General features: G+C 71.3%; 23 protein-coding genes. 9 read left to right on the forward strand and 14 right to left on the reverse strand.

Annotation, left to right across the window (positions count from 1 at the left end):
• Positions 1 to 95 precede the first annotated feature (95 nt).
• Complete coding sequence (locus JCO01S_RS15760; protein WP_157074606.1) at positions 96 to 257, reverse strand: hypothetical protein; 162 nt, start codon at positions 255 to 257, stop codon at positions 96 to 98.
• Between the two features lie 93 nt (positions 258 to 350).
• On the opposite strand from JCO01S_RS15760, the gene JCO01S_RS12415 reads away from it, so the two are divergent.
• From JCO01S_RS12415 to JCO01S_RS12425, 3 genes are all read left to right on the forward strand, one after another.
• Positions 351 to 1,253, forward strand: coding sequence for a LysR family transcriptional regulator (locus JCO01S_RS12415; protein ID WP_068256145.1), 903 nt, complete (start codon positions 351 to 353; stop codon positions 1,251 to 1,253).
• Between the two features lie 185 nt (positions 1,254 to 1,438).
• Positions 1,439 to 2,782, forward strand: coding sequence for a DUF2786 domain-containing protein (locus JCO01S_RS12420; protein WP_068256147.1), 1,344 nt, complete (start codon positions 1,439 to 1,441; stop codon positions 2,780 to 2,782).
• Between the two features lie 114 nt (positions 2,783 to 2,896).
• Positions 2,897 to 3,919: an NAD(P)-dependent alcohol dehydrogenase gene (locus JCO01S_RS12425; protein WP_068256150.1), complete on the forward strand. Its 1,023-nt coding sequence runs from the start codon at positions 2,897 to 2,899 to the stop codon at positions 3,917 to 3,919.
• 19 nt (positions 3,920 to 3,938) lie between these two features.
• Here JCO01S_RS12425 and JCO01S_RS15765 read toward each other — a convergent pair whose 3' ends face one another.
• A complete protein-coding gene (locus JCO01S_RS15765; RefSeq protein WP_157074607.1) occupies positions 3,939 to 4,082 on the reverse strand; it encodes a hypothetical protein in 144 nt (47 codons plus the stop codon).
• Positions 4,083 to 4,189: 107 nt separating this feature from the next.
• Positions 4,190 to 4,822, reverse strand: a complete 633-nt coding sequence (locus tag JCO01S_RS12430; RefSeq protein ID WP_084342896.1) for a class I SAM-dependent methyltransferase — start codon at positions 4,820 to 4,822, stop codon at positions 4,190 to 4,192.
• A gap of 30 nt (positions 4,823 to 4,852) precedes the next feature.
• Between JCO01S_RS12430 and JCO01S_RS12435 the strand changes: the two genes are divergently transcribed.
• The gene (locus tag JCO01S_RS12435; RefSeq protein WP_068256157.1) at positions 4,853 to 5,506 is read left to right on the forward strand and encodes a TetR/AcrR family transcriptional regulator; all 654 of its coding nucleotides are present in this window, start codon (positions 4,853 to 4,855) and stop codon (positions 5,504 to 5,506) included.
• 6 nt (positions 5,507 to 5,512) lie between these two features.
• Here the strand turns inward: JCO01S_RS12435 and JCO01S_RS12440 are convergent, their stop codons facing one another.
• A complete protein-coding gene (locus tag JCO01S_RS12440) occupies positions 5,513 to 6,247 on the reverse strand; it encodes a hypothetical protein (protein ID WP_068256161.1) in 735 nt (244 codons plus the stop codon).
• Between the two features lie 430 nt (positions 6,248 to 6,677).
• Here JCO01S_RS12440 and JCO01S_RS12445 point away from each other — a divergent pair, with 430 nt between their 5' ends.
• Positions 6,678 to 8,762: an NAD(+) synthase gene (locus tag JCO01S_RS12445; RefSeq protein WP_068256164.1), complete on the forward strand. Its 2,085-nt coding sequence runs from the start codon at positions 6,678 to 6,680 to the stop codon at positions 8,760 to 8,762.
• Between the two features lie 11 nt (positions 8,763 to 8,773).
• On the opposite strand, the gene JCO01S_RS12450 is transcribed toward JCO01S_RS12445, so the two are convergent.
• Positions 8,774 to 9,064, reverse strand: coding sequence for a hypothetical protein (locus tag JCO01S_RS12450; RefSeq protein ID WP_068256167.1), 291 nt, complete (start codon positions 9,062 to 9,064; stop codon positions 8,774 to 8,776).
• Positions 9,065 to 9,175: 111 nt separating this feature from the next.
• Here JCO01S_RS12450 and JCO01S_RS12455 point away from each other — a divergent pair, with 111 nt between their 5' ends.
• Positions 9,176 to 10,666, forward strand: coding sequence for a cytochrome P450 (locus JCO01S_RS12455; protein WP_084342897.1), 1,491 nt, complete (start codon positions 9,176 to 9,178; stop codon positions 10,664 to 10,666).
• Here the strand turns inward: JCO01S_RS12455 and JCO01S_RS12460 are convergent.
• The gene (locus JCO01S_RS12460) at positions 10,617 to 12,218 is read right to left on the reverse strand and encodes a class I adenylate-forming enzyme family protein (protein ID WP_084342894.1); all 1,602 of its coding nucleotides are present in this window, start codon (positions 12,216 to 12,218) and stop codon (positions 10,617 to 10,619) included. The genes JCO01S_RS12455 and JCO01S_RS12460 overlap by 50 nt on opposite strands.
• Before the next feature lie 234 nt (positions 12,219 to 12,452).
• On the opposite strand from JCO01S_RS12460, the gene JCO01S_RS12465 reads away from it, so the two are divergent.
• The gene (locus JCO01S_RS12465; RefSeq protein WP_068256170.1) at positions 12,453 to 14,165 is read left to right on the forward strand and encodes an APC family permease; all 1,713 of its coding nucleotides are present in this window, start codon (positions 12,453 to 12,455) and stop codon (positions 14,163 to 14,165) included.
• A gap of 57 nt (positions 14,166 to 14,222) precedes the next feature.
• Here the strand turns inward: JCO01S_RS12465 and JCO01S_RS12470 are convergent, their stop codons facing one another.
• The 5 genes from JCO01S_RS12470 to JCO01S_RS12490 all read right to left on the reverse strand — a co-directional run bounded on the left by JCO01S_RS12470 (position 14,223) and on the right by JCO01S_RS12490 (position 19,403).
• Positions 14,223 to 15,053 (reverse strand): aldo/keto reductase, encoded by an 831-nt coding sequence (locus JCO01S_RS12470; protein WP_068256173.1) that lies wholly within the window; start codon positions 15,051 to 15,053, stop codon positions 14,223 to 14,225.
• Between the two features lie 69 nt (positions 15,054 to 15,122).
• Positions 15,123 to 16,118: an NAD(P)H-dependent flavin oxidoreductase gene (locus tag JCO01S_RS12475; RefSeq protein WP_068256177.1), complete on the reverse strand. Its 996-nt coding sequence runs from the start codon at positions 16,116 to 16,118 to the stop codon at positions 15,123 to 15,125.
• Positions 16,119 to 16,161: 43 nt separating this feature from the next.
• Positions 16,162 to 17,007 carry an SDR family NAD(P)-dependent oxidoreductase gene (locus tag JCO01S_RS12480; RefSeq protein ID WP_068256180.1) on the reverse strand — a complete coding sequence of 282 codons (846 nt, stop codon included), beginning with the start codon at positions 17,005 to 17,007 and terminating at the stop codon, positions 16,162 to 16,164.
• Entirely contained in the window at positions 17,004 to 18,632 is a 1,629-nt protein-coding gene (locus JCO01S_RS12485; RefSeq protein ID WP_068256211.1) for a flavin-containing monooxygenase, read from the reverse strand. Before JCO01S_RS12485 ends, JCO01S_RS12480 begins: the two co-directional genes overlap by 4 nt.
• 111 nt (positions 18,633 to 18,743) lie before the next feature.
• Positions 18,744 to 19,403, reverse strand: a complete 660-nt coding sequence (locus JCO01S_RS12490; protein WP_169796956.1) for a helix-turn-helix transcriptional regulator — start codon at positions 19,401 to 19,403, stop codon at positions 18,744 to 18,746.
• A 74-nt stretch (positions 19,404 to 19,477) separates the two neighbouring features.
• On the opposite strand from JCO01S_RS12490, the gene JCO01S_RS12495 reads away from it, so the two are divergent.
• Both JCO01S_RS12495 and JCO01S_RS12500 read left to right on the forward strand, forming a co-directional pair.
• A complete protein-coding gene (locus JCO01S_RS12495) occupies positions 19,478 to 19,738 on the forward strand; it encodes a DUF2249 domain-containing protein (RefSeq protein WP_068256187.1) in 261 nt (86 codons plus the stop codon).
• Positions 19,739 to 19,817: 79 nt separating this feature from the next.
• Positions 19,818 to 22,451, forward strand: a complete 2,634-nt coding sequence (locus JCO01S_RS12500; RefSeq protein ID WP_245634436.1) for a multicopper oxidase domain-containing protein — start codon at positions 19,818 to 19,820, stop codon at positions 22,449 to 22,451.
• 52 nt (positions 22,452 to 22,503) lie between these two features.
• Here the strand turns inward: JCO01S_RS12500 and JCO01S_RS12505 are convergent, their stop codons facing one another.
• The 3 genes from JCO01S_RS12505 to ahpF all read right to left on the reverse strand — a co-directional run bounded on the left by JCO01S_RS12505 (position 22,504) and on the right by ahpF (position 25,669).
• Complete coding sequence (locus JCO01S_RS12505; protein ID WP_068256193.1) at positions 22,504 to 23,322, reverse strand: alpha/beta fold hydrolase; 819 nt, start codon at positions 23,320 to 23,322, stop codon at positions 22,504 to 22,506.
• Positions 23,323 to 23,546: 224 nt separating this feature from the next.
• Positions 23,547 to 23,975, reverse strand: coding sequence for a cupin domain-containing protein (locus JCO01S_RS12510; RefSeq protein ID WP_068256196.1), 429 nt, complete (start codon positions 23,973 to 23,975; stop codon positions 23,547 to 23,549).
• A 14-nt stretch (positions 23,976 to 23,989) separates the two neighbouring features.
• Complete coding sequence (gene ahpF, locus JCO01S_RS12515; protein WP_068256200.1) at positions 23,990 to 25,669, reverse strand: alkyl hydroperoxide reductase subunit F; 1,680 nt, start codon at positions 25,667 to 25,669, stop codon at positions 23,990 to 23,992.
• Between the last annotated feature and the right edge of the window lie 55 nt (positions 25,670 to 25,724).

Below are 25,724 nucleotides of genomic sequence, written 5' to 3' on the forward strand. Positions count from 1 at the left end.
GCAGTGCAAGACGAAGGGCGCCGCACCGGATCAACCGGTGCGGCGCCCTTCGTCATCACGTCCGGGCTGGATGGCCCCCCGACGCGGGGAGCGCGTCAGCGCGTGGAGAGGTTCTGGTGGAAGCGGTCACCCATGCGGATGTCGTAGCGCGGGTACTGACGGGGAGCACGACGCATCTCGGCGTGCTCGGAGTCGGCGTGACCGTGCCGGGTCTTGTCGGTGCGGAGGGACTTGAGGTTCTTCATCCAGTTCTTCATGGGTCAACTATCTCGTCGTCGAACCATCTTTCTCAAATTCACGATTCATCATGTTTGTGCAGCTTCTCTTACTAGTCAGCTAGGCTGCGGACCATGATCGACGCCCATCGCCTCCGAATCTTCCTCTCCGTCATGGCGTCCGGGTCGGTCAACGCCGCCGCGGGCCACCTGGGGTACTCGGCATCGGCGGTCAGCCAGCAGATCGCCGCACTGCAGAAGGAGACCGGGCTCACACTCTTCACGCGCCACGGACGCGGGATCGAGCCCACTCCGGCGGCGCACACGCTCGCGGAGGAGAGCGAGCGGCTGATGTACGAGCTCAAACGGGTCGACGCGATCGTCGACGACCTACGCGAAGGGGGCACCGGCTCGCTGTCCATCGGGTACTTCGCCTCGGCCGGCTCCCGGTGGATGCCGCAGCTGGCCAAGCGCCTGCAGACCACGCTGCCCGAGCTCACCCTGCAGATGGTCCTCACCGAGGGCTACCCCATGGGTGAGTCCCCGCCCGTCGACATCGACGTGGTGCCGGCCGACCCCACGACCTCCGCACGCCCCGGGCACCTCGTCACCCCGCTGATGACCGACCCCTTCGTGGCGCTCGTGCCCGCCGGCCACCGGCTCGCCGGCAAGCGCCGGGTGGAGATGTCCGAGCTCGCGGACGAGGCCTGGGTCAGCAACGACATCTCCGCGGGCATCACCCAGGACATGGTCGACCGGGCCTGCCGCGCAGCGGGATTCCGTCCTCGTTACCGGGTCGAGGCGCAGGACCACTACACCGCCATCGCCTTCGTCGCCGCGGGCGTCGGCATCACCGTGCTGCCGGAGCTGGCCAGCCGCTCGCTGCCGAAGACCGTGCGCAAGGTGCACCTGACCAACCCGAGCCCGGAGCGCGACGTCGTCGCCCTCACCGCGCCGGTCGCCCGGTCCAACGAGGCCGCGAAGCTCGCCGTGGACCTGCTGCAGCAGATCGCCGCGGCCTCCGCCCGGCGGCGCTGAGCCCCTCGCGCCACTCGATTCTCGGGCCACCCGAGAAACTGCCCCTTCGCAAGGGTTTGAAACTCCTGCGAACCGGCGGAAAGTCCTGCAGAGTTGCCGCCCCGTTCCCACCCGGACGAAGGGGGCGGCTGCCCCCTTCGCTTGTCCACAGGCACCTCCGCACGATGTCGGCCTGCCGTGCAACGGTGACCTCCACGGACGACGGGGACGACGAAGGGGAGACGATGAGGATCGCAGGGAACGAACGCGACGAGGACTTCGCGGGGGACGTCCGGGACCTGGTCCTGGCCGCCACCCGCAAGTACGCCATGAAGGACGACCGGGGCGCTGAGGGAGTCCTCGAGATCATCGTGGAGAGCGTCCGGGACTTCGCCGGCCGCACCCTGGTGAGCCACGTCGTCGCAGAGCTGGTGGACGAGCGTGTCGCCGCCTCCTGGGAGCACGGCTGGCAGCCGGTCGACCTGGACCGTTTCGTCGGGCGCTCCCGCAGGCAGCCGGAGCGGGACCTGCTCGGTGACGCGATGGCCGCGCGCCTGGCGCAGTTCGCCACGAGCACGATCGACCCGGAGTGGTGGGACCAGCTGGCGGACATCGGTGCCCGCGTGTGGTGGTCCAACGACCGGAACTGGGTGCTGGCACGGTCGGTCGACGAGGACTGGGATGCCCTGGTCCGGGCCGCCGTGCGCCTCCTGGCCACGGTCTGGCTCGTCCCGCCGATCGAAAAGCTCGGCCCGGCACCCGGCGAGGCCACCGCCGCCACGGCCGACCGCGACCGTGCCGAGGTGGATCCGCGCATCCTCGAACGGGTACGGCGGCTGCTCGCGAAGGCGGAGTCGACCACCTTCGAGGCCGAGGCGGAGACCTTCACTGCCGGCGCCCAGTCGCTGATGGCCCGGTACAGCATCGATGCGGCGCTGCTGGCCGCCTCCGGCCCCGATGCGAAGGGGGAGGAGCCGGCGGCCTGTCGCGTGGGCATCGAGAACCCCTACGAGTCGCAGAAGGTCATGCTCCTGGGCGGGATCGCGAGGGCCAACCGCTGCCGCAGCGTCTGGTCCAAGGGCCTGGGGCACGTGACGCTCGTGGGCCACCGTGAGGACCGGCTCGCGGTGGAGACCCTCTTCACCTCACTGCTGCTCCAGGCCACCGCGGCGGTTGCGCAGCAGGGCCGGCGCACCGACCGGAGAGGCCGTTCGCGAACAGCCGCCTTCCGCCGGTCCTTCCTGACCGCCTTCGCCGTGCGCATCGCCGAGCGGCTCGAGGAGGTCACTGATGCGGAGGTGGCCGCCGCCAGTGCCCGGCGAGCAGCCGGCGTCGAGGAGGCGGGCACGCCCGGGAGCGGCCAGGAGCTGGTGCCGCTGCTGCAGCAGCGGCGGGAGGCGGTCGATGCCGCGGTCGAGGAGATGTTCCCGTCGCTGCAGACCTCACGCAGCCCCACCGTCAGCGACGTGGAGGGGTGGAGCTCCGGGCAGCTGGCGGCGGACAGGGCCTCGCTCACCGGCTGGCAGGAGGTGGCCGGGCGCTCGTGGTGAGGGGCGGGCGCCCCCTTCGCCCGTCCATCCGCCGTTGACTGGAGGCGGGCCGAGGAGAAGGGTGAGGGCCACAACCTCTCCCACTGGGGTGGAGCGGATGCGCCAGGAGGGCAGATGAAGGCCGTACGACTGCACGCCTACCACGAGGATCCCGTCGTCGAGGAGGTGCCAGAGCCCCAGCTGACCGGCCCGCTGGACGTCATCGTCAAGGTCGGCGGCGCCGGCGTGTGCCGCACCGACCTGCACATCATCGAGGGCCAGTGGGACGAGCTGCAGCACCCGAGGCTGCCCTACACGATCGGCCACGAGAACGCCGGGTGGGTGCACGAGGTCGGCTCCGCGGTCACCAACGTCGCCGTCGGTGACACCGTGATCCTCCACCCCCAACCCAGTTGCGGCCTGTGCCTCGCCTGCCGGTCCGGGCACGACATGCAGTGCGAGGCCGCCTTCTTCCCCGGCCTGTCCGACAACGACGGCGGGATGGCCGAGTACCTGCTCACCTCGGCGCGCGCATGCGTCAAGCTCGACCCGGCGACCGAGCCGGCCGACGTGGCTGCCCTCGCCGACGCCGGCATCACCGCCTACCACGCGGTACGCAAGGCGATCCCGCTGCTCCCGCCCGGCTCCACGTGCGTCGTGGTCGGCGCGGGCGGGCTCGGGCACATCGGCATCCAGTGCCTCAAGGCACTCACGGCCACCCGTGTCGTCGTCGTGGACCCCGAACCCGCCGCCCTCGATCTGGCACGGGAGCTCGGTGCCGACGAGACGATCCCGGCCGACGGTTCCCAGGTCGAGGCCGTCACCGAGCTGACCGGCGGTGCCCAGGTGGTGCTGGACTTCGTGGCCGAGCAGGGAGCGGAGAACCAGAGCTTCGCGATGACTCGGCCGGGCGGGTCGTGCTTCGTCATCGGCTACGGCGGTCAGCTGCAGGTCCCGACCCTGGACATGGTCTCGACCGAGCGGAGCATCATCGGCAACCTCGTCGGCACCTGGACCGATCTCGCCGAGCTGATGGCCCTGGCCGAGTCCGGCCGGGTCGCCCTGCACACCCAGACCTACCCGTTGGACCAGGCGCTGGACGCCCTCCACGACCTCGACACAGGCAAGGTGCGCGGCCGGGCCATCCTCGTCCCCTGACCCGGCGGTGACCGCAGGGTCAGGCGCCCAGCGGCTCGGTCCGCTCGTCCACCTCGCGCAGGATCCCCACGATCGAGTCGACCTGTGCCTCATCGAAGAGGTCATCCGGCCCCGTCGGTGCGTGGCCAGTGACGGGTGGCTCGAAGAGCCTGTTGGTCATCATCGACGAACGGGGCAAGCCGTTCAGGACGGAACTCTCGCCCGAGGACTACGCCGACATTCGCGTACTCGGCGACGGCCAGCTCCCCCTCGGGCCGGTCGGCTGGGACGTCATCGGTCAACGCGACCGAGCACGGCCGCCAGGTGCGGGATCCGAAGACCCCACGGGCCGGCGGCGTCGATCCGCACCAGCTGCTCGATCCGCAGTGCCGAGCGATCCAGTGCGGCCTCGGTGTCGCGGGCCGGGTGACACCCACGGTCCGTCGCGCGGCTGAAGGGCGCCACCAGCTTCTGCCCCGCCCGCAGCCAGGTCCCCTTCGGTCCGGCCACGTGCTCGAAGACCACGAGGCGGCCCCCTGGACGCAGCACCCGGTGGATCTCCGCGAGCGCCCGGTCCTGGTCGTCGACGGAACACAGGGTCACGCAGCAGATCGCCGCATCCATGCTCCTGTCCGGCAACGGCATCGCCTCGGCACGCGCCTGCACGACGCGGGCCCCGCGACGCCCCTTCGCCGAGCGCCGCAACCGACGCACCGATCCGGGGTGCGGCTCGAGGCTGGTCACGCGGGCCGAGCCGGGCAACGACCCCGTGCTGCGCCCCTCCCCCGCACCGACGTCGAGCACCTCACCGTCCAGCGCCGGCAGCACCAGTCGCCGCCACCGGGACCGCAGGTCCATGACGCCGGGCCGTCCGCCGGGGGTCCAGAGGCTCGACAAACTGGGACTGTACGCCGTATAGGTCATGCTGGGACTGTACGCCGTACAGTGGTCGGTGTGAAGAGCAATTCGCAGCGCACCTCGGGCACCCGCCCCTCCCTGTCCTCGCAGCAGATCCTCTCGGCTGCGGTCGCCCGGGCCGACCACGGTGGCCCGGCTGCAGTGTCGATGCGCGGGCTGGCGCGGGAGCTGGGGGTGACACCGATGGCGCTGTACTGGCACTTCGCGGACAAGGACGCGCTCGTCGACGCGATGGTCGAGCGGGTCGTCGAGGAGGCGCCCTTCGTCGACGTGCCCGGAGGCACCTGGCAGGAGCGCTACCGCGGCGTGCTCACCACACTGGTCGAGATGCTGCACGCCCACCCGTGGGTGGGGCGGCTCGTCATCGAGCGCCTCGTGCTGCTGCCCAACTACCTGGGCGCCCTGGAGATCCTGCTCGACGCGCTCCGCCAGGCCGGCCTCGCCCCCGACGAAGGCGCCGTCCTCGTGCAGCAGTCCGTGCAGACCGTGGCGAGCCTGGTCGAGTACGAGCCGCGACCCGAGCCTGACGTCTGCCGTGACGAGCAGAGGCTCGAGGACCTCCCCGACGACCGGTACCCGAACGTCCGGGCCGCGGCAGTCCCGCTCAGCACACCGGGCGACCCGCAGGACTACTACCGTCTCGGCCTCGACACGATCATCGGGGGGATCGTCGCGATCGCGGACCGATGAGCGGGGTCAGCGCAGGTCGTGGTGCATCCAGACATTCGGCTCGACGTAGACCGCGTGGCCCCCGGCGACGTCGACGTGGACCGGAGTCAGGCCCCCTTCGACCTCGACGGGGCCGTCCGTGTCGAAGGGCAACCCGGTCCACTGCCGCCACTGGGCGAGCGTGCCGGGGATGACCATCGACAGCGGCGCGACGCCGACGACCCGACCGCCGAGACGGACGTGCACCCGCAACCACGGGTCGGCCGGCAGACCGTCCTCACGCACCCGGTGGGCGTACTCCATGGCGTCGCTGCCCGGCTCGAGGGACTTGCGCGTCGGGCGGACCGGCGCGACGAGGTCGCGGCACCCGAGCGCCGCGTAGCGCTGCCGCGCCTCCTGCAGCAGCCGACCACTCAGCCCGTGCCCCCGGTGCGAGAGCGCGACCCGCGCCTCGATGAGGCTGATCGTGCGCAGGTCCGGGGTCTCCCCCGACGCGAGCAGCCACTCGGCCCGCTGGAGGGCGTGGTCCCACCCGCGCGGGGGCAGGGCCTCGACCGCCCCGGCGAAGGGGACCGCGTGCAGCCGGGCGGCCGCCACGTCCCCGTCCATGACGACGAGATGCAGCTCGGGGAAGCCGGCTACCGCGCTCTCGTAGGCCCGGTCCGAGGTCGGGTCGTGCAGCATGAACTCCGGCCAGTCGCCCTTGATCGACAAGAAGGCGTCGACGAGCTCCGGCCGCTCGGCGAGCGAGTAGATCTCCATGCGCCCATCCAAGGGCTTCCGGACGACTCGAGCCAGTGGTTTCCCGCGGGCACGACGGGCACTTCAAGCGTGGAGAGATGACAGAACGTTGATTTTCCGGGGCTTTGCTCGGGAGACTGCGTCGGACTGCACGTCGTACCCGTGAGTAACATGCGATGTGCACGAGGCGGATGCCAAGCGGACGGTGGAAGGGCCCGGCGCAGCGTCAAGCCGATGTCGAGTACGACGACCGGACCACGCGAGAAGGAAGGACATCGGCAGCGCGCCGGACGCCTTCACCGGAAGCGGCCCTTCGCCCTGCGCGGCTCGGCCCTTCGAGGCTCCTCGCAGAGCTCGTCGCTCCTCAGGGACCGGCCGGCCACCTCAGGGACCGGGCGGCCTCGCACCTCAGGGACCAGTGGAGCGCCGTAGGGACCGTAGGCTGGCGGGCATGACGGACCGCGACTTCCGCAACCTCTACCGGCACGGCTTCGCGCGGGTGGCGGCGTGCACGCTGCCGGTGACGATGGGCGATCCTCCGGCCAATGCCGAGGCGATCGCCGAGCAGGCGCGGGAGCTGCACGAGGCGGGGGTGGCGGTGGCCGTCTTCCCCGAACTGTCGCTCACCGGCTACGCGATCGACGACCTGCTGCTGCAGGACGTGCTGCTGCGCGACGTCGAGGAGGCGCTCGTCGACCTGGCCAGGGCCACGACCGACCTGCTGCCGGTGATCGCGGTGGGCGCCCCCCTTCGCCATCGGGGTCGTCTGTACAACTGTGCCGTCCTCATCCACCGCGGCGACGTCCTGGGGATCCTCCCGAAGTCCTACCCCGCCAACTACCGCGAGTTCTACGAGAAGCGGCACTTCGCCGCCGGCGCCGGGATCACCGACGAGTGGTTCCGACCGAGCTTCGCCGACGCGGCGGACCTTGATGGCGTCCCTTTCGGCACCGATGTGCTCGTCCACGCCGACGACGTGCCGGGCCTCGTCGTGCACGCCGAGGTCTGCGAGGACATGTGGGTGCCGCTCCCGCCGAGCCACGACGCGGCCCTGGCCGGCGCCACCGTCCTGCTCAACCTCTCGGCCTCCCCGATCACCGTCGCGCGCGCCGAGGACCGTCGCCTGGTCGCCCGCGCCTCCTCGATGCGCTGCAACGCCGCCTACGCCTACGCCGCGGCGAGCGAGGGCGAGTCCAGCACCGACCTGGCCTGGGACGGCCAGACGATGGTCTACGAAGGGGGCGACCTCCTGGGGGAGTCCGAGCGCTTCCCCCGCGGCCCGCGGGCCAGCATCGTCGACATCGACCTGGAGCGACTCCGACGAGAGCGGCTGCAGCAGAACAGCTTCGGCGACAACGCCACTGCCGCCTCCTCCCCCGGCGGCACGTGGCGCGAGGTCCACGTCGAGCTCGACCCGCCGACCGGTGATCTCGGGCTGCGGCGGGAGGTGGCGCGCTTCCCCTTCGTCCCGGCCGACGAGTCGCGCCTGGCACAGGACTGCTACGAGGCGTACACGATCCAGGTCACGGCGCTGGAGCAGCGGCTGCGCGCCATCGGCGGCCCCAGGATCGTCATCGGCGTGAGCGGCGGGCTCGACTCCACCCACGCGCTGCTCGTCGCCGCCCGGGCGATGGACCGGCTGGAGCGCCCCCGCGCCGACATCATCGGGATCACGATGCCGGGTTTCGCGACGAGCGATCACACGAAGACCAACGCGGTCGCGCTCATGGAGTCGCTCGGCATCACGTGGGAGGAGCTGGACATCAGGCCGGCGGCGACTCGGATGCTGCGCGACATGCGCCACCCCTTCGGCCTCGACCCCGAGGCGGAGCACGGCCCGGAGGTTTACGACGTGACCTTCGAGAACGTCCAGGCCGGTCTGCGCACCGACTACCTCTTCCGGATCGCCAACCAGCGCGGGGGGATCGTGCTCGGCACCGGCGACCTCTCCGAGCTGGCCCTGGGCTGGTGCACCTTCGGCGTCGGGGACCACATGAGCCACTACGGCGTGAACGCGGGCGTGCCGAAGACCCTCATGCAGCACCTCGTGCACTGGGTCGCCGACTCCGGCCAGCTGCCCGAGGCCGCGGCGACGCTGCGCTCCGTGCTCACCACCGAGATCTCCCCCGAGCTCGTCCCCTCCGGCGGTGGCGAGGGGCCGCAGTCCACCCAGGCGACGATCGGGCCCTACGCGCTGCAGGACTTCACGCTCTACCACGTGCTGCGGCACGGGCACCGGCCGAGCAAGATCGCCTTCCTCGCCGAGCAGGCCTGGGGCGACGCGGCGAAGGGGGCATGGCCCGCCTCCGTGCCCGAGGCCGACCGCGGAGCCTACGACCTGGCGACGATCCGGGCGTGGCTGCTCGTCTTCATCCAGCGGTTCTTCGCCAGCCAGTTCAAGCGTTCGACGCTCCCGAACGGGCCGAAGGTGCTCCCCGGCGGGTCCCTCTCACCGCGCGGGGACTGGCGCATGCCGAGCGACGCCGGCGCAGCACGGTGGCTGGCCGACGTCGAGGAGGGCGTCCCGGAGCAGTGACCGGGCAGGGGTCAGTCGATACCCAGCGATGCCTTGTCGTGGGCCGTGTCGCCCTTCCCGAAGGAGTAGGTCCCCATCCCCATCTTGGACATGACGACGCCGGCGACGATCGTGACGACGGCGAGCACGGCGGCGATGATGCCGATCGTCGGGCTGAGCACGAGGACCGCCCAGCTGCCCACGGCGCCGGTGATCAGACCGAGCACCATGACGGTGTACCAGGCCGGGTTCTGCAGGTGCCCGATGTCCTCCGCCGCGTGCGGACCGGCCGGGGGGTGGGAAAGACGCTGCTGACTGCTCATGCCGGGATTGTCCCACGAACGGCCCCCGGCGCGACACCGGGCACACGCAGCGGTGGCACGACTATGGTGACCCGTGGGTAACCACGACGAAGGGAGCCGGCAGTGGGCACGATGACCAGGGGGCGGCCGCGCCACGCGGCCCGCGACACGCTCCTGGAGCACCCTCCCGGCCGCGGCATGGGCTGGGCCGACCACACCTTCCCGCACCCTCCCGGTCGGCGGCCCGTCCTCGGTGACGTGATGAACGGCAACCCGCTCACCCCCGTGCAGAACATGCTCGTCGCCGGGGCCGACCTCGGGCCGATCTTCGAGATGCTCGCTTTCGGGCGGAAGTTCGTCTTCGCGACCGGCGTCGACCTCGTGACCGAGCTGTGCGACGACCAGCGCTTCACCAAGACCCTCGCCCCGGGCGTGCACGACCTGCGGATGTTCGTCCGCGACGGACTCTTCACCGCCTACACCGACGAGCCGAACTGGCGCCTCGCCCACGACCTGCTCATGCCCGCCTTCGCCAAGCCGGCGATGCGCCGCTACCACGACATCATGGACGCGGCGACGGACGAGCTGATCGCGGTGTGGGAGGAGAGCGCGAGCGCCGGCCGGGTCGTCGATGTCTCGCCGTGGCTGACCAAGCTGACGCTCGAGACCATCAGCCGCAGCGGCTTCAGCCACACCTTCGACAGCTTCGACACCGCGCGGGTCGACCCCTTCGTGACCACCTTCGTCTCGTCGATGTCGCACGCGGCCGGCCGCTCGAACGTGGCCTCCCTACCTCTCGTCGGCCACCACCTGGCCCGACGCCGGGACGACAAGGCCCTGGCGCGACACCGCTACATCGAGGACCTGCTCGCCCGGATCGTCGCCGAACGGGAGTCCCGGGGCGGCCCCGACGAGGACATCCTCGGCCGGATGCTGCACGTTCCGGTCGATGACGAGGGGCACCTGCTCGACGCCGCCAATGTGCGCCACCAGGTCCTCACCCTGCTCGTGGCCGGGCACGAGACGACCTCGGGCGCGCTGTCCTTCGCGCTGTACCACCTGGCACGCGAGCCGGAGGTCCTCGCGCGGGTCCGGGCCGAGCTCGACGAGGTCCTCGGGGATGATCCGCACACCGGCCCGACCTTCGAGCAGGTGCCCAAGCTGCGTTACCTCCGACGGGTCTTCGACGAGACGCTGCGGCTGTGGCCGACCGCCCCCGGCTTCGCCCGCAGCCCCCGGGAGACGACGGTCGTCGGCGCGGACGGGTCAGCCGGCGTGCCCGGCGGCCTGCGGATGACGCCGCAGGACTCGGCACTGGTCTTCATCCCGCTGCTGCACCGCGACCCGCAGGTGTGGCCGGACCCGGAGGTCTTCGACCCGGACCGCTTCCTGCCGGAGCACAACCGGGCCCGCCCCGCCCACGCCTACAAGCCCTTCGGGACCGGCGAGCGCTCCTGCATCGGGCGGCAGTTCGCGCTCCACGAGGCGATGATCGTGCTCGCCAAGCTGCTGCACCGCTTCGACATCACCGCCGACCCGGGCTACGAGCTGACGATCACCGAGCGGCTGACGCTCATGCCCGTCGGCTTCCGTCTGGGCCTGACCCGGCGGGGTGCCCGCTGAGGGCCCTGCGGATCACCTTGCCGTTGCCGGTGCGGGGCAGCGACGGGACGAGCCGCACCTCGCGCGGGCGTTTGTAGGGCGCCAGCCGCTCGGCCTCGGCCAGCACCCGCTCGCGCACCCCCTCGGGGTCGCCCGTCGGCACCACCCACGCGCACACGATGCTCACGCCGTCACCGACGTCGAGGGCCGCGGCGGCGACCTCGGCCACCCCGGGCGTCCCGGCGAGCGCGTCCTCGACCTCGACCGGGGAGACCCGGTAGCCCATCGCGTTCATGACGTCGTCGGCCCGGCCGTGGTAGGTCAGGTAGCCCTCCTCGTCGACGGCGGCGAGGTCGCTCGTGACGAACCACTCCCCGCGCAGCACCTCGGCGTCCTCCTCGGGTCGTTGCCAGTAGCCGAGCATCAAGCCGGGGTCACTGCGGTGCACCGCGAGCCGGCCGACCTCGCCGGCCGGCAGCTCCCGCGGCCGGTCCGGCGACTCCGGGTCCAGCACGCCGATCCGTCTGCCCGGCTGGGCCCGCCCCGGGCTGCCGGGCCGCACCGGGGTCTGCGGGCCGCTCGAGACGAAGGTCGAGATCTCGCTCATCCCGAGCGACTCGTACAGCGGCACACCGGTGCGCTCGAGCCACTCGTGCCACAGCGCCGTCGGCAGCGCCTCACCGGCGACGAGCGCGGCCCGCAGCGAGGAGAGATCCCACTGCCCGGGGTCGCCGTGGCGCAGCAGGTGCCGGTAGACCCCGGGCACCGCGGCGAGGTGGGTCGCCGCGTGGGAGGCGACGATCCGCGGCCACACGAGTCCGTCGCGGGGTCCGTCGTAGACGACCGCGGTCGCGGCATTGGCCCACGGGTCGGTCAGGCCCACGCCGAGGGTGTAGGTCCAGTTCAGCGCGCCCGCGTGCAGCACCACGTCGCCCTCGGTCAACCCGTACCAGCCGTGGTACATCGGGCGCCGCCCCCAGGCGCTGCGATGGGCGTGGGTGACCCCCTTCGGTCTGCCTGTGGTGCCGGAGGTGTAGGTGATGAAGGCCGGCCGGTCCGGGTCACCGACGTCGTGCTCGGCCCGCGCCGGCCCCACGACCCACTCCTCGATCGTCGCGGCCGTGACCCGGTGGACCCCGTCCGGGAGGTCGAGCTCGAGATCGGGGTCGAGCGCCACGGCCCGGGCGCCGCAGTCGCGGAGCAGGCCGGCCGCCTCCTGGCCCGTCAGCTGGGCGCTCGTCGGCACCGCGACCAGCCCGGCCGCGATCGCCCCGAAGAAGACGAAGGGGAACTCCGCCCGGTTCCCCATCCGCAGCATGACCCGGTCGCCCGGTTCCAGCCCGAGCCCGAGCAGCCCGGCGGCCACGGCCCGGACGGTGTCGTCGACCTCGGCGAAGGTCCAGCGGGACTCCCCTTCGCCGTGCACGAGCACGAGGGCGGTCCGCTCCGGCGCCCGCGCCCTCGGGTCGGCCACGCAGTAGGCGGACATGCCGAAGGGGGTCGGCACCGCCTCGCCCGGGACCGGCTCCACCGGCCAGCGCTCGCCCGTCGCGCGGCACACGCACTCGTCCATGGAGCCCATCACCTCGGAGAAGATTCGACCTCGGGCGTCGTCCTACGCCCCACCGACCCTACTGACGAGGTCACATCTTGATTCGATGGCGCGCGTTCCTGACATCTTCCGCCGTTTGAGGACTAACGCGCTAACGCTCCCGGAGTGAGTCGCGGCTCACACGCCGTGCTCCTCGGTGGGGCATACCGAAAAAAGATCGGATCGTGCATGAACCGAAAGGGATGATGCACAGCTATGAGCGTGGAAACTCACAAGGTGGACCGGGTCTCGGGGGACGATCCGCACCTCAAGAAGGAATTCGGAACCGTCGGGCTGCTCTTCACCGCCATCGGCTCCATCATCGGATCGGGCTGGCTGTTCAGCTCCCTGGAGGCCTCCGCCCTGGCGGGACCGGCCGCGATCCTCACCTGGATCGTCGGCACGATCCTGTTCCTGTTCATCGGTCTCAGCTACGCCGAGCTCGGCGTGATGATGCCCCGCAGCGGTGGCGTCGCGCGCTACCCGCTCTACGCCTGGGGGTCCTTCGCGAGCTACTCCTTCGGCTGGGTCACCTGGCTCGCCTGCGCGGCCGTCGCCGCGGTCGAGGTGTCGGCCGTGCTGACCTACGCCAGCTCCTACCTGCCGTGGTTGGAGAACCCGAACAAGACCCTCAAGCCGGCGGGTCTGGTCATCGCGATCGCGATGCTCGGCCTCTTCGTCCTGATCAACTTCTTCGGCGTCAAGTGGTTCGCCCGTATCAACAACGTGCTGGTCTGGTGGAAGCTGGGCATGATCGTGCTGGTGGTCGTCGCGATCATGGTCGCGTCCTTCCACCTGGGCAACTTCAGCCTCACCACCTCGGACGGAAGCGGCTTCGCGCCCAAGGGCATCAGTGGTGCGATGGAGGCGATCCCGGCCGCCGGTGTCGCGTTCTCGTTCCTCGGCTGGCGGCAGGGCATCGAGCTGGCCGGTGAGACCGACAACCCGAAGAAGAACGTCCCGATCACCCTCATCGGATCGATCGTCATCTGCGGCATCCTCTACATCCTGCTGCAGATCGCCTTCATCGGTGCGCTCAACCCGGCGGAGCTGGCACACCACGGGTGGTCCAACGTCGGCAACGTCATCAAGACCGGAAGCGACGCGGGCAACTTCAGCCCGCTCGCCACCATGGCATCCGTGCTCGGCATGAGCTGGCTGGCCGGCCTGCTCTTCGCCGATGCCTTCATCAGCCCCGGTGACACCGGCCTGATCTACACCAGCGTCACCGCGCGCATGTCCTACGCCATGGGCCGCAACCGCAACGCCCCGGAGGTGCTGGCCAAGGTCAACACGAACGGAGTGCCGTGGCCGAGCCTGATCCTGGCGTGGATCGCCGGCGCGATCTTCTTCCTGCCCTTCCCCAGCTGGCAGGCACTGGTCGGAGTCGTGACCTCGCTGACGGTGCTCTCCTTCGGGAGCGGGTCGATCGCGTTGCTGACCTTCCGCAAGCAGCTACCGGACATGGAGCGGCCCTACCGGAGCCGCATCCCGTGGGTCATCGGGCCGCTGGCGCTGCTGGCGACCAACCTGATCATGTTCTGGGCGGGGTGGGACCAGGTCTGGAAGATGATGTGCGCCGTCGCGATCGGTTACGTCTTCCTGGCCATCTTCCAGGTGGCCGACCGGGGGCGGGCCCCGAAGCTGGAGTTCAGGAACGGCTGGTGGGTGCTCGTCTGGTTCGCCGGCATCCTGCTGGTCAGCTACATGGGCAGTTACTCCGGCGACCCCGCCAAGCCGCACGAGGCCCTGGGACAGGCCAACCTCTACGGCTTCTACGGTGGCATCCTCGCCAACATCGTCCTGACGGCGATCGTGCTCGCGGTGGCCTGGTACTGCCAGCTGCCGCCGGAGCGGGTCGACGAGATCCTGAACGAGACCGAGGAGATCATCGAGAAGGACGAGGGGAAGCTGGCTCCCGGAGTCTGACCCGCCTCCCGTCGGACGCACGCCCTCTCCCCGCGCGGGGAGAGGGCGTGCGTCGGCTCACAGCTCTTCGTGCACGAGCGGGTCCGCCCCGAAGAGGCGCCCGTCGGGACGCCCGAGCGCGGTGATCGCCGCGATCTGCTCGTCCGAGAGATCGAAGCCCAGGATCTCGCTGTTGGTCACCTGACGCTGCGGGTCGGCCGACTTCGGCAGCGGCAGCGAGTCCAGGTGCAGGTGCCAGCGCAGCACGACCTGGGCCGGCGTGACGCCATGGGCCTCGGCGATCTCCTTGACGACCGGCTCCTCCATCGAGGAGGTCCGACCGAGCGGGCTCCACGCCTGGGTGACCACGCCACGCTCGGCGTCGGCGGCCCGCTGCTCCACCTGCGGGAAGGCCGGGTGCAGCTCGATCTGGTTCGTCGCCGGCGTGACCCCGGTCGCGGAGATGACGTCGTCGAGCTGCTCCGGCGTGAAGTTGCTGACGCCGATGGAGCGCACCAGCCCCCGCTCCTTGGCCTCGACGAGGCTCTCCCACGCCCGCACGAAGGTGCCCTGGGAGGGGTTGGGCCAGTGGATGAGGGCGCTGTCCAGGTAGTCCAGGTCCATGACGTGCAGCGAGGTCTCGATGGACTTGCGGGCGATCGTGTGGTCGCGGCCGGGGACCTTCGTCTGGAGGAAGATGTCGCCGCGATCGACCCCGCTCACGCGCATCGCCTCACTGACCTCGCGCTCGTTGCGGTAGTTCACCGCGGTGTCGATGAAGCGGTACCCGACCTCGAGCGCGGAGACCATGGCGCGCACGCCGTCCGTCCCGCGCAGGGGGTAGGTGCCGAAGCCGATGACCGGCACTGAGGTGCCGTCACCGAGGGTGCGGGTGGGAAGCTCAGCCATGCCCCCAACGTATGCGACGGGCCGACCGGCACGCTACGCCCGGTCGGCATCCCGGAACGAGCGAAGGGCTCAGCCGATGAGGGCGAGCAGGTCCCCCTTCGCCGTGGTGTACTCCGCCTCGAGCTGGTCGACGAGATCGGCGACGGGCACGACCTCCCGGATCCCGGCGACGGAGTGCCCGGCGCTCCACACGTCCCGCCAGGCCTTCGGGGCCACGGTCGAGGAGGTGCTGGCCGGCTCCTCCGTGTGCGGGTTGGTCACGTGCGAGACGTCGACCTTCTCCGGGACGGGCAGGTGATCCGGGTCCAGGCCGGCGCGGGCGATGCTCTCGCGCAGGAAGTTCGCGGGGATGGTGCTGATCGAGGGCGTGTAGATGATGTCGTCGGCACCGGCCTCGACGAGCATCTTGCGGTACTCCTCGGTGATGATCGACTCCTCGGTCGCGAGGAATCGGGTGCCCATGTAGGCCAGGTCGGCGCCGGCCGCCTGGGCGGCGAGCACGTCCCGGCCGGTGCTCAGCGCGCCACCGAGGACGAGCGGCCCGTCCCAGACGCGGCGCACCTCCGAGATCAGGGCGAAGGGGTTCAGTCCCCCGGAGTGTCCGCCGGAGCCGGCCGAGACGAGGATCAGTCCGTCGACCCCGGCCTCGGCGGCCTTGCTGGCGAAGGCGGCGTTGACGACGTCGTGGAAGACGAGCCCTCCGTAGGAGTGGACCGCGTCGACGACGTCCTTGGCCGCGCCGAGGCTGGTGATGACGACGGGGACCTCGTGCTTGACGATCTGCTCGAGGTCGGCCTCGATGCGCTTGTTCGTCCGGTGGACCACGAAGTTGACCCCGTACGGCGCGGGCGCCCTGCCGTGGGCGTCGGGCTCGGCGAGCGCCTCGTCGATCCGGGTGAGCCAGTCGCCGAAGTCCTCGGTGGTGCGCAGGTTCAGCGCCGGGAAGGTCCCGACCACCCCGGCACGGCAGGCGCCGATGACGAGGTCGAGGCCGGAGCCGAGGAACATCGGGGCGGCGATGACGGGCAGCCGCAGCCGCCCCTGGAGCTGGTGGGGAAGCGTCATGTCCACATTGTGCGCACCCGCACCGCGCGGGTGACCGGCGGGGTCAGCGTCGCGAGGCCAAGGCCATCGCCCGGCCCATGAGCGACCAGTAGCGCGCCGGGGTCACCCGGGCGAGCACGTCGAGGCCCTTCGCGTCGTTGCCGACGAGCAGTCGCGGCCGACGGGCGATCGCGGCCTCGATGATCTCCTCGGCGGCCCGCTCCGGCGGGTAGCGCAGCATCTTCGCGAAGGCCGTCCGGCTCGCCTCGGCCTCCCTCGGGTCGACCCCAGCGGCGATCCGGGCCCGGGCCGCGATGTTCGTACGGATCCCGCCCGGGTGCACGACGGTGACCCCGACCGGGCTGCCTTCCTGCTCGAGCTCGCTGCGCAGCGATTCGCTGAAGCCGCGCAGCCCGAACTTGCTCGTGCAGTAGGCGCTCTGCCCCGGCGGTCCGACGAGCCCGAAGAGGCTCGAGGTGTTCACGACCTGCCCCTGGCCACCTGCCAGCAGGGTCGGCAGCAGCGCCCGCGTGAGGCGGATCGGCGCGAGCAGGTTGATCTCGAGCAGCCAGTCGAAGTCCTCGGCGCCCACCTGGGTGAAACGACCGCCGAGGGCCACGCCTGCGTTGTTGAAGAGCATCGAGAGGTCGGGGTGGGCCTCGCGGATCTGCGCGATGGTCCTGTCGGTCGCAGCCCGGTCGGCGAGGTCGACGACGTGCGCACTCACCGCCGCCGACGTCTCCCGGTCGATGGCACCGGCGACCCGCGTCAGCCCGGTCCGGTCCACATCGAGCAGGACCAGGTGCGCGCCGCGTCGGGCCAGTCCCCTCGCGATGTGCTCACCCATGCCACCGGCCGCCCCGGTGACGAGCGCGGTCGCGCCCTCGACGACGAGCTCGGGTCGCTTCACCGGGCCGCCCCGGCGGGGGCCTCGACGTCCAGCTGCGCGGCGCGGTCAGCGGCCGCGGTCGCCTGCTCCTCGCCGCGGGTGACATTGCTCGAGGAGCCGGGCAGGTCCAGCTCCAGCGGTGCCTCGGCGCCGGAGGGGAGGGTGACGCCCTTCGCCCCGTCGGGCACGAAGTGCATGTCCTGGGTGACGTCGGCCCGGGCGAAGGAGATCTTGTCCTTGAGGTAGTTCTGCGGCATCTTCCACGGGACCCGGTCCCCGATCTTGGGGAAGCGCCCGACGACCCGCTGGACGTAGCCGGAGGTCAGGTCGAGGATCGGCCCGGGCCGCATGCCGTCCGGCGCGACCGGCACGGCCACGCCCATGCCGTGGTCCCGCATGTGGGCGATCAGCCGGGCCACGTGGCGGGCGACGAGGTCCGCCCGCAAGGTCCACGAGGCATTGACGTAACCGACGCTCATCGTGGCGTTCGGGACTCCCGCGAGCATCAGGCCGCGGTAGGCGAAGCACCGGCCGATCTCGAGCTCACGTCCGTCGACGGTCAGGGTCGCACCGCCGAAGAGCTGCAGGCTCAGCCCGGTGGCGGTCACGACGACATCCGCCTCGACCACCCGGCCGTCGGTCAGTCGGATGCCCTCGGGGACGAATCGCTCGATGTGCCCGGTGACCATCGAGACCCGCCCGCTGCGGATCTCCCGGTAGAGGTCGCCGTCCGGCACCGCGCACAGCCGCTGGTCCCACACGTCGTACGGCGGGTCGAAGTGCTCGTCGATGACCTCCTTCGGGAGGAAGCGGCGCAGCTCGGTGTGCACGATCCGCTTGGCCGCCTTCGGGCTGACCCGGGAGAGCTCGTAGAGGAAGGTCTGCAGGGTCAGGTTCTTCACCCGGCTCAGGCGCTGGACCGTCTCCGGCCGGAAGCGTCGGCGCAGCGCCTGCACGAAGGGGTCGACCGAAGGCTGGTCGAAGACGTAGCTCGGGGTCCGCTGCAGCATCGTCACGTGCGCGGCCGTGTCCGACATCGCCGGAACGATCGTGACCGCGGTGGCACCGGAGCCGATGACGACGATCCGCTTGCCGGCGTGCTCCAGGTCCTCCGGCCAGAACTGCGGGTGGACCACCTGCCCGCGGAAGTCCTCGACCCCGACGAACCCCGGGTCATGGGCGTGCTCGTAGTCGTAGTAGCCACTGCCCATGTGCAGGAAGCGCGTGATCACCTCCCGCGTGCCCTCGGCGGTCTCGACCTGCACCCGCCAGCGCTGCTCCTGCGTGGACCAACTCACCGAACGCACCCGCGCCCCCGTGTGGATCAGCTCCGACAGACCGGTCTCGCGGGCGGTCTCGCGGATGTAGTCGAGGATGTCGCCGCCCTCGGCGATCGCCCGCCGACCCGTCCACGGTCGGAAGGGGAAGGAGAGGGTGAACATGTCCGAGTCCGAGCGCACGCCCGGGTAGCGGAAGAGATCCCACGTCCCGCCCGTCGCCTCACGCATCTCGAGGATCGCCAGGTCGATGCCGGGGTTGGCCTCGCGGATCCGGTGCGCGGCACCGATACCGGAGAGGCCGGCGCCGACGACGAGGACGTCGAGGGACTCGGGCAGGGCGCGGGTGCTGGTCTGGGTCGTGCTCATGTCGTCACTCTCGCCGGGGATGAACTTCACTCACCGGTAACATACGCCGGATCGGCCCCGACCTCGACCGGGGCGGCGAAGGGGATCAGCGCGGCGGCATGGACGTGGCCGTCAGTGACGGTTCGGCACCCGCAGCAGGCATGCGCCCGGTTCGGCGAAGGGGGTGAGCTCGGCCTCCCCCTTCGCCCCCTCCGGGCCGAGCAGTCCGTCGACGAGGCCGAGGTGGACCTGGCAGATGACGTCCGGGTTCTCCACGGCGAGGTCGAGCAGCGGGCACGTGGTCAGGCGCAGCCTCTCGCCGTCACGCTCGGGGCCGAAGCCGAGGTCGGCCATGGCCGACTCGAGGTCGGCGCCCTCCCCCTTCGGGCCGGGGGAGGACATCCGCTGCCCCCAGGAACGGCCGATCTCCCGGGCCCGGGCGCGGACGGCCGGCCCGGCGCCACGCGTGACGAGGTCGGCGGCGAAGGCGCCCGCGAGGGCCTGGTACTCCGCGGTGCGGGCACCCGGACGGGGGCCGGCCTCGTAGAGCGTCGCCGGGCGACCCCGCCCCTCCGCGGGCGCGGTGCGGGCCAGGACCAGGCCGCGGTCGACGAGCTGGGCCAGGTGGCTGCGAACGGTGTTCTCGTGGGAACCCACCTCGTGCGCGATCTCGGTGACGCGCATGGGCCCCACGCCGTCACGGACCGCCTCGAGGACGGTGCGCACGGCCGCCCCGAGGTCGGTGGGATCCGCCTCCGGTGCGGGCGCTGGGCCGAGGTTTGAATTTTCCACGGTCATTAATGTAGTAATTTGGGTACGCGTCGGGCAAGCACAGCCCGATCCTCACACACGACGAAGGACCTCTGATGCCCGCGAACGTGCCCATGGCCGACACCGACATCCCCAGCCTCGACGTCCGTCCCGTGCCCCACTCGATCCGCCACGCGACCGTCATCGGTGCGCTCTCGGCCATCCGGCCGGGCCGCTCCCTCGACCTCGTCGCCCCGCACGACCCCAAGCCGCTGCTGGCCCAGGTCGACCGCCTCGAGCCGAACACCTGGACCGTCACGTACCTCGAGGAGGGCCCGGAGGCGTGGACGCTGCGGCTGACCCGCGCCGAGGCCTGACCCTCCCCCGACCGAAGGACGGGCCCTGCCCACCCCGATGACCACTCGCTCCTCGAGGCGGCCCAGTGGCTACTGGGTCATGCGCGATCAGCCCGGCATCTTCTGGATGGTCGCCGCGGTCGTGACGGCTGCGGTCCACCCCTTCGCCCCCGGGTCGACGTGGCTCATGGTGCACATGATCGCCCTGGGTGTCCTCACCCACTCGATCATGGTGTGGAGCACCCACTTCGCGACCACGCTGCTCAAGACCGGGCCCCGGGTCGAGGGGCGGGGCCCCCAGAACCGCCGCCTCATCCTGCTCCACGTCGGCATCACCGCGGTCCTCGTGGGCGTGCCCACGACGTGGTGGTGGCTGACCACCGCGGGAGCAGGCCTCGTCGTCGTGGCGGTGGTCTGGCACGCCGTCTCGCTCTACCGGCGGCTGCGCACGGCACTGCCCGGCCGCTTCCGGATCGTCACGCACTACTACTTGACGTCGGCGGCCTTCCTCCCGGTGGGCGCGGTCCTCGGCGTCCTGCTCGCCCGCGGGTACCCCGACGGGATCCACTCCCGCCTCCTGCTCGGGCACTCCCTCGTCAACGTGCTCGGCTGGGTCGGAATCACCGTCGCGGGCACGGTCATCACGTTGTGGCCGACGATCCTGCGCGCCCGCATGGACGATGCCTCCGAACGCCGCGCGGGTCAGGCGCTGCCCGCCCTGGCCGGTGGCCTCCTCGTCGCCCTCGCCGGCGCGCTCCTCGCCTGGCGCTGGCTGCTCGTGGCGGGCCTCGTGGGCTACCTGCTCGGGCTGCTGTGGACCGGCCGCTCGCTCCTCGCCCCGGCGCGCAAGAAGCCGCCGATGCACTTCGCCTCCTGGTCGATGGCCGCCGGCGGGCTGTGGTTCCTCATCGGCATCCTCATGGTGACCTGGCGGGTGGCCACGGCGCCGGACCTCGGTTCGGCCGTCATCGGCTACGGCTCGGTCGCCGCGGTACTCGTCCTCGGCTTCGGGCTGCAGGTGCTCCTCGGCGCGCTCAGCCACATGATCCCGGCCGTGATCGGCGGTGGCCCGAGCGCCTCCCGGGTGGGCATCGAGGGCTTCGACCGACTGGGCATGACCCGGATCGTCATCGTCAACGTCCCCTTCGCGCTGTCGCTGCTGCCGCTCCCCTCCGCCACCCGGTCGGCCCTGCTGGTCCTGGTCCTCATCGGTTTCGCCGCCTACCTCCCGATCCTCCTCGACACGATCCGGCGGATCATCCGCGCGCAACGAGCCGCCACCGAGGCGCAGCAGCGGGGCGAACGCCCGAGCCTGGCGGCGGGCCGTGCCGAGAGCGCTCGGGTGCTCGACCCGCCCTTCCCGCACGCCGGGCTCATGGCCGGAGTCACCCTCGTCGCGCTCGCCCTGGCCGCCGGTCCCGCGATCCAGCCGACGCTCGACGCCGGCGGCCGGCAGACCTCCTCCGCAGCGGACGCGGCGCCCACGGGCGAGACCACCCGGGTGGACGTCACCGCGAACGCCGACATGTCCTACAGCCCCTCGACCATCAAGGTCCCCGCGGGGAACCGGCTCGTCATCACCCTCACCAACAGCGACGGCAGCACCGTCCACGACCTGCACTTCGACGACGAGCACGAGACCGAGCGCCTGACGAAGGGGGAGTCCGCCACCCTCGACCTCGGCGTCGTCGACCGGGACCGCGAGGGCTGGTGCACCGTCGCCGGGCACCGGGCGATGGGCATGGTCCTGGACGTGGAGGTCACCGGCGCCCGGGGCGGCACCACCGCGACCGATGGCGAAGGGGGCCACGCCGGCCACCACGGGGGCGACGCCCCCCTTCGAGGCTCCTCCGTCGCACCTCAGGACGACGCCTTCGCGCTGGACCCGAGCAAGGACTGGCCGAAGGGCTACGAGGCACGCGATGCGCGGCTGCCCGAGCTGACCGACGAGCGCACCCATCGGGTGACGCTGCGCGTGCAGGACAAGGAAGTCGAGGTCGCGCCGGGGGTGACGCAGACGCGCTGGACCTTCGGGGACACGGCACCCGGACCGGTGTTGCACGGCCGCGTCGGCGACAAGTTCATCGTCACGCTCGTCAACGACGGGAGCATCGGGCACTCGATCGACTTCCACGCAGGGGCACTCGCGCCGGACCGGCCGATGCGCACGATCGCGCCGGGCAAGAAGCTGACCTACACCTTCACCGCGGAGAAGGCGGGCATCTGGATGTACCACTGCGCGACGATGCCGATGGCCACCCACATCGCGAAGGGCATGCACGGCGCCGTCATCATCGAGCCGCCGGACCTGCCGGAGGTCGACCGCTCCTACGTCCTGACGGCCTCGGAGCTGTACGCGGGTGAGGGCACCGACGGCTCGCCGGCCGCGACGACCTTCAACGGTCGGGCCTTCCAGTACGACGCGGACCCGCTGAGCGCGCGGGTCGGTGAACGGGTGCGCTTCTGGGTTCTCGACGCCGGGCCCGACGTGCCGCTGGCCTTCCACATCATCGGCACCCAGTTCGACACCGTGTGGAAGGAGGGCGCCTACGAGCTCGGCGGGCCCGACCGGGTCGGCGGCGGGGACACCGGGTCGCAGGCGCTCGGGCTGCTGCCCGCCCAGGGCGGTTTCGTCGAGACGACCTTCCCCGAGGCGGGGCACTACCCAGTCGTCAACCACCTCATGACGGCCGGGGAGAAGGGCGCCCACGGCATCGTCCGGGTGCGCCGCTGAGGCACGGCGCCGCCCCTGTGCGCTGCCTGAGGCCGCTCCCAGGGGGCCGGCCTCACGGAGAGTCGGTCGGCACCTGCTCCGCGGCGCGGACGAAGGTGGCCTCGGCCACGTCGGCGACGAGCTCCGGGTGGTCCACCTGCGGGCAGTGGCCGCAGTCCGGCAGCGACACGTGGGTCGCACCGGAGAGTCGCCGACGGGCGACCTGCGCCTCGGACGGCAGCAGCAGCCGGTCGTGTTCCCCCCAGGCGATGGTCGTCGGCACCTGCACGTCCTTGGTGAAGCGGGCAAAGGTGGCCCGCACGAAGTGCGGCCAGAAGCCCTTGGCCCGGCGCAGGTTGAGCGTGTCCGCGACTGCGGTCTCGGCGGTCACGTTCTCCGGGTGGGTGTAGAGCGAGCGGAAGGCCACCCTGCGGAACCAGGGGTAGGTGTTCAACCGGCGGTGCGCCGCCTCGGGGAGGTAGCTGCCGCCCTTCATGAAGAGCAGGTTCGCCCCGACGTTGACCAGGTGGTACGGCGGGTAGAAGCCGGCCGGCGAGTACGCGGTCGCCGAGCGCACCGAACCGCGATGGGCCAGCTCGAGGGCCACGAGGCCGCCGAGGGAGTTGCCGAGCACGTGCGGGTGGTCCAGGCCGAGGTCGGCGAAGAGCCGCTCGTGCTGCGCAGCGGTGCTCTCCATCGACCAGCCGTCGGGCTTGGTCGGCCTCGGCGACTCGCCGTGACCGGGCAGGTCCACGGTGTAGACGTCGTGCCCGCGCTCGTTGAGCAGCTCCGGCACCCGGCCCCACGCCTGCCGGCGGTGCCCGATGCCGTGGATGAGGACGACGGGCTCGCCCGCCCCCTCCAGGTGCGTGTACTCGATGGTGCTCGTCATGCCTCGACATTACTGCCCGGTCACCTGCACCGCCAGAGAGGCGATTGCCGGGACCCGGCCGGATCCGAGGAGTGCGGACTCGGCCTCGAGTGCAGCGCACCGCCTTCGGCTGGTCGAGCTGGCGTTGCGGGTCACACGCGACAACCCCCGCCCGAGCCTGCGAAGGGGGTACCGCACGTGGCGGAACTCGCAGGCCCCGGACGGGGGTCGGTGCGGAAGAGGGGTCAGTCCTCGGTCGGATCGGCCTCCTGGTCGGCCTTCGTCTCGTGCACCGTGCCGTGCACGTGCTCCGGAGGGGCGTAGAGGGAGTAGACCTTCAGGGGCACGTCGCCGATGTTGGTGACGTTGTGCCACTGGCCTGCCGGGACCATGATGATGTCGTCGTCGCCGACCTCACGGTCGAAGGACAGGTCGTCCTCCGCGGGCCCCATCTGGGCACGCCCGCGCCCCTCCTCGACGCGCAGGAACTGGTCGTGGTCCTCGTGGACCTCGAGTCCGATGTCGTCGCCGGGGGCGATGGCCATGACGGTCAGCTGCATGTTCGTACCGGTCCACAGGGTGGAGCGGTAGTTCGTGTTCTGCAGCGTCGCGGCCTCGATGTCGACGACGTAGGGCGCGGGCCCGTGGTCGCTCAGGTCGATCTGTTCGCTCATGGTGTCTCTCCTCCTCAGGCCTTGGCGCCGACGACGTCCGGGACGTCGATCTGGTCGCCCTCGGACAGCTCGCCGTCGGCCACCTTCGTCGCCGCCACCGAGGACTCCTCGTCCGGGGCGCTCGTGCGGATCAGGTGGTCGAAGGCACTGAGCGAGGCGGTCGAGCCCGCGCCCAGTGCGGTGACGATCTGCTTGTACGGCTCGATGGTGCAGTCCCCGGCGGCGAAGACGCCCGGCAGGTTGGTCGCGCCGATCCCGTCGATGACGACCTCGCCGCGCTCGGAGAGCTCGACGGCATCGCCGAGCCACTCGGTGTTGGGCAGCAGGCCGATCTGGACGAAGACGCCCTCGACGTCCAGCTGCTCGGACTCGCCGCCGTCGCGCGGCTCGATCGTGATCCCGGTGACCTTGCTGCCGTCACCGGTGACCTCGGTCGTCTTGCTGCCGAGGCGGATGTCGACGTTCGGCAGCGAGCGCAGCTTGCGCTGCAGGACCTCGTCGGCCCGCATCTCGTCCATGAACTCCACGAGCGTCACGTGGCCGACGATGCCGGCAAGGTCGATCGCGGCCTCCACACCGGAGTTGCCGCCGCCGATGACCGCGATCGGCTTGCCCTTGAAGAGGGGGCCGTCGCAGTGCGGGCAGAAGGTGACGCCCTTGTTGCGGTACTCCTCCTCGCCGGGCACGCCCATGGTCCGCCAGCGGGCGCCGGTGGCCAGGATGACGGTCCGGCCCTCGAGGGTCGCACCGTTCGCCAGGTCGATCCGGGTCAGCCCGCCCTCGCCCTCGGCGAGGCCGGCGGCCTCCTGCCCGCGGACGACGTCGACCTCGTACTCGCCGACATGGCGCTCCAGGTCGGCCGCGAGCTTGGGACCCTCGGTGTGCGGCACGGAGACGAGGTTCTCGATGGACATGGTGTCCAGCACCTGGCCCCCGACGCGGTCCGCGACCAGACCGGTGCGGATCCCCTTGCGGGCGGCGTAGATCGCGGCGGAGGCACCGGCGGGACCGCCGCCCACGACGAGGACCTCGTAGGGGTCGCGGGAGCTGAGCTCCTCGGCAGCCTTCTCCGCGGCGTCACCACCGGAGATCTCGTCGAGCTTGCCGACGATCTCGTCCAGCTCCATGCGGCCGGAGCCGAAGGACTCCCCGTTGTGGAAGACGGTCGGCACGGCCATGACGCCGCGCTCGTCGGCCTCCTGCGGGAAGACCGCGCCGTCGATGGCCACGTGCTCGATGTTCGGGTTGAGCACGCTCATCAGGTTCAGGGCCTGGACGACGTCGGGGCAGTTCTGGCAGCTGAGGGAGAAGAAGGTCTCGAAGCGGTGGCTGCCGGTGAAGCCCTGGATCTGCTCGATGAGGTCCTGGGAGGCCTTGCTCGGGTGGCCACCCACCTGCAGCAGCGCGAGCACGAGGGAGGTGAACTCGTGCCCCATCGGCACGCCGGCGAAGCGCACCGAGACCTCCGGGGATGCGGTGCGGGTGATGGCGAAGGAGGGCACGCGCGCATCGCGCTCGGTGTCCTCGGCGAGCCGGCGGGTGATCTTCTCGCTCATCCCCTCGATCTCGAGGAGCAGCTCGTCGAGCTCGGCGGACTTGGCGCCGTCGTCGAGGGAGGCCACGAGCTCGATCGGCTCGCGGAGGTTCTCCAGGTATGTCTTCAGCTGGGTGGCGAGGTTGGGATCGAGGGCCATGGGGGGGCGACTCCTGTCGGGCGAAGGGGGGTGGCGGGGGAAGGGTGAGGGGCGG

Source organism: Janibacter corallicola NBRC 107790 (genome assembly GCF_001570965.1).
GTDB classification, from domain to species: domain Bacteria; phylum Actinomycetota; class Actinomycetes; order Actinomycetales; family Dermatophilaceae; genus Janibacter; species Janibacter corallicola.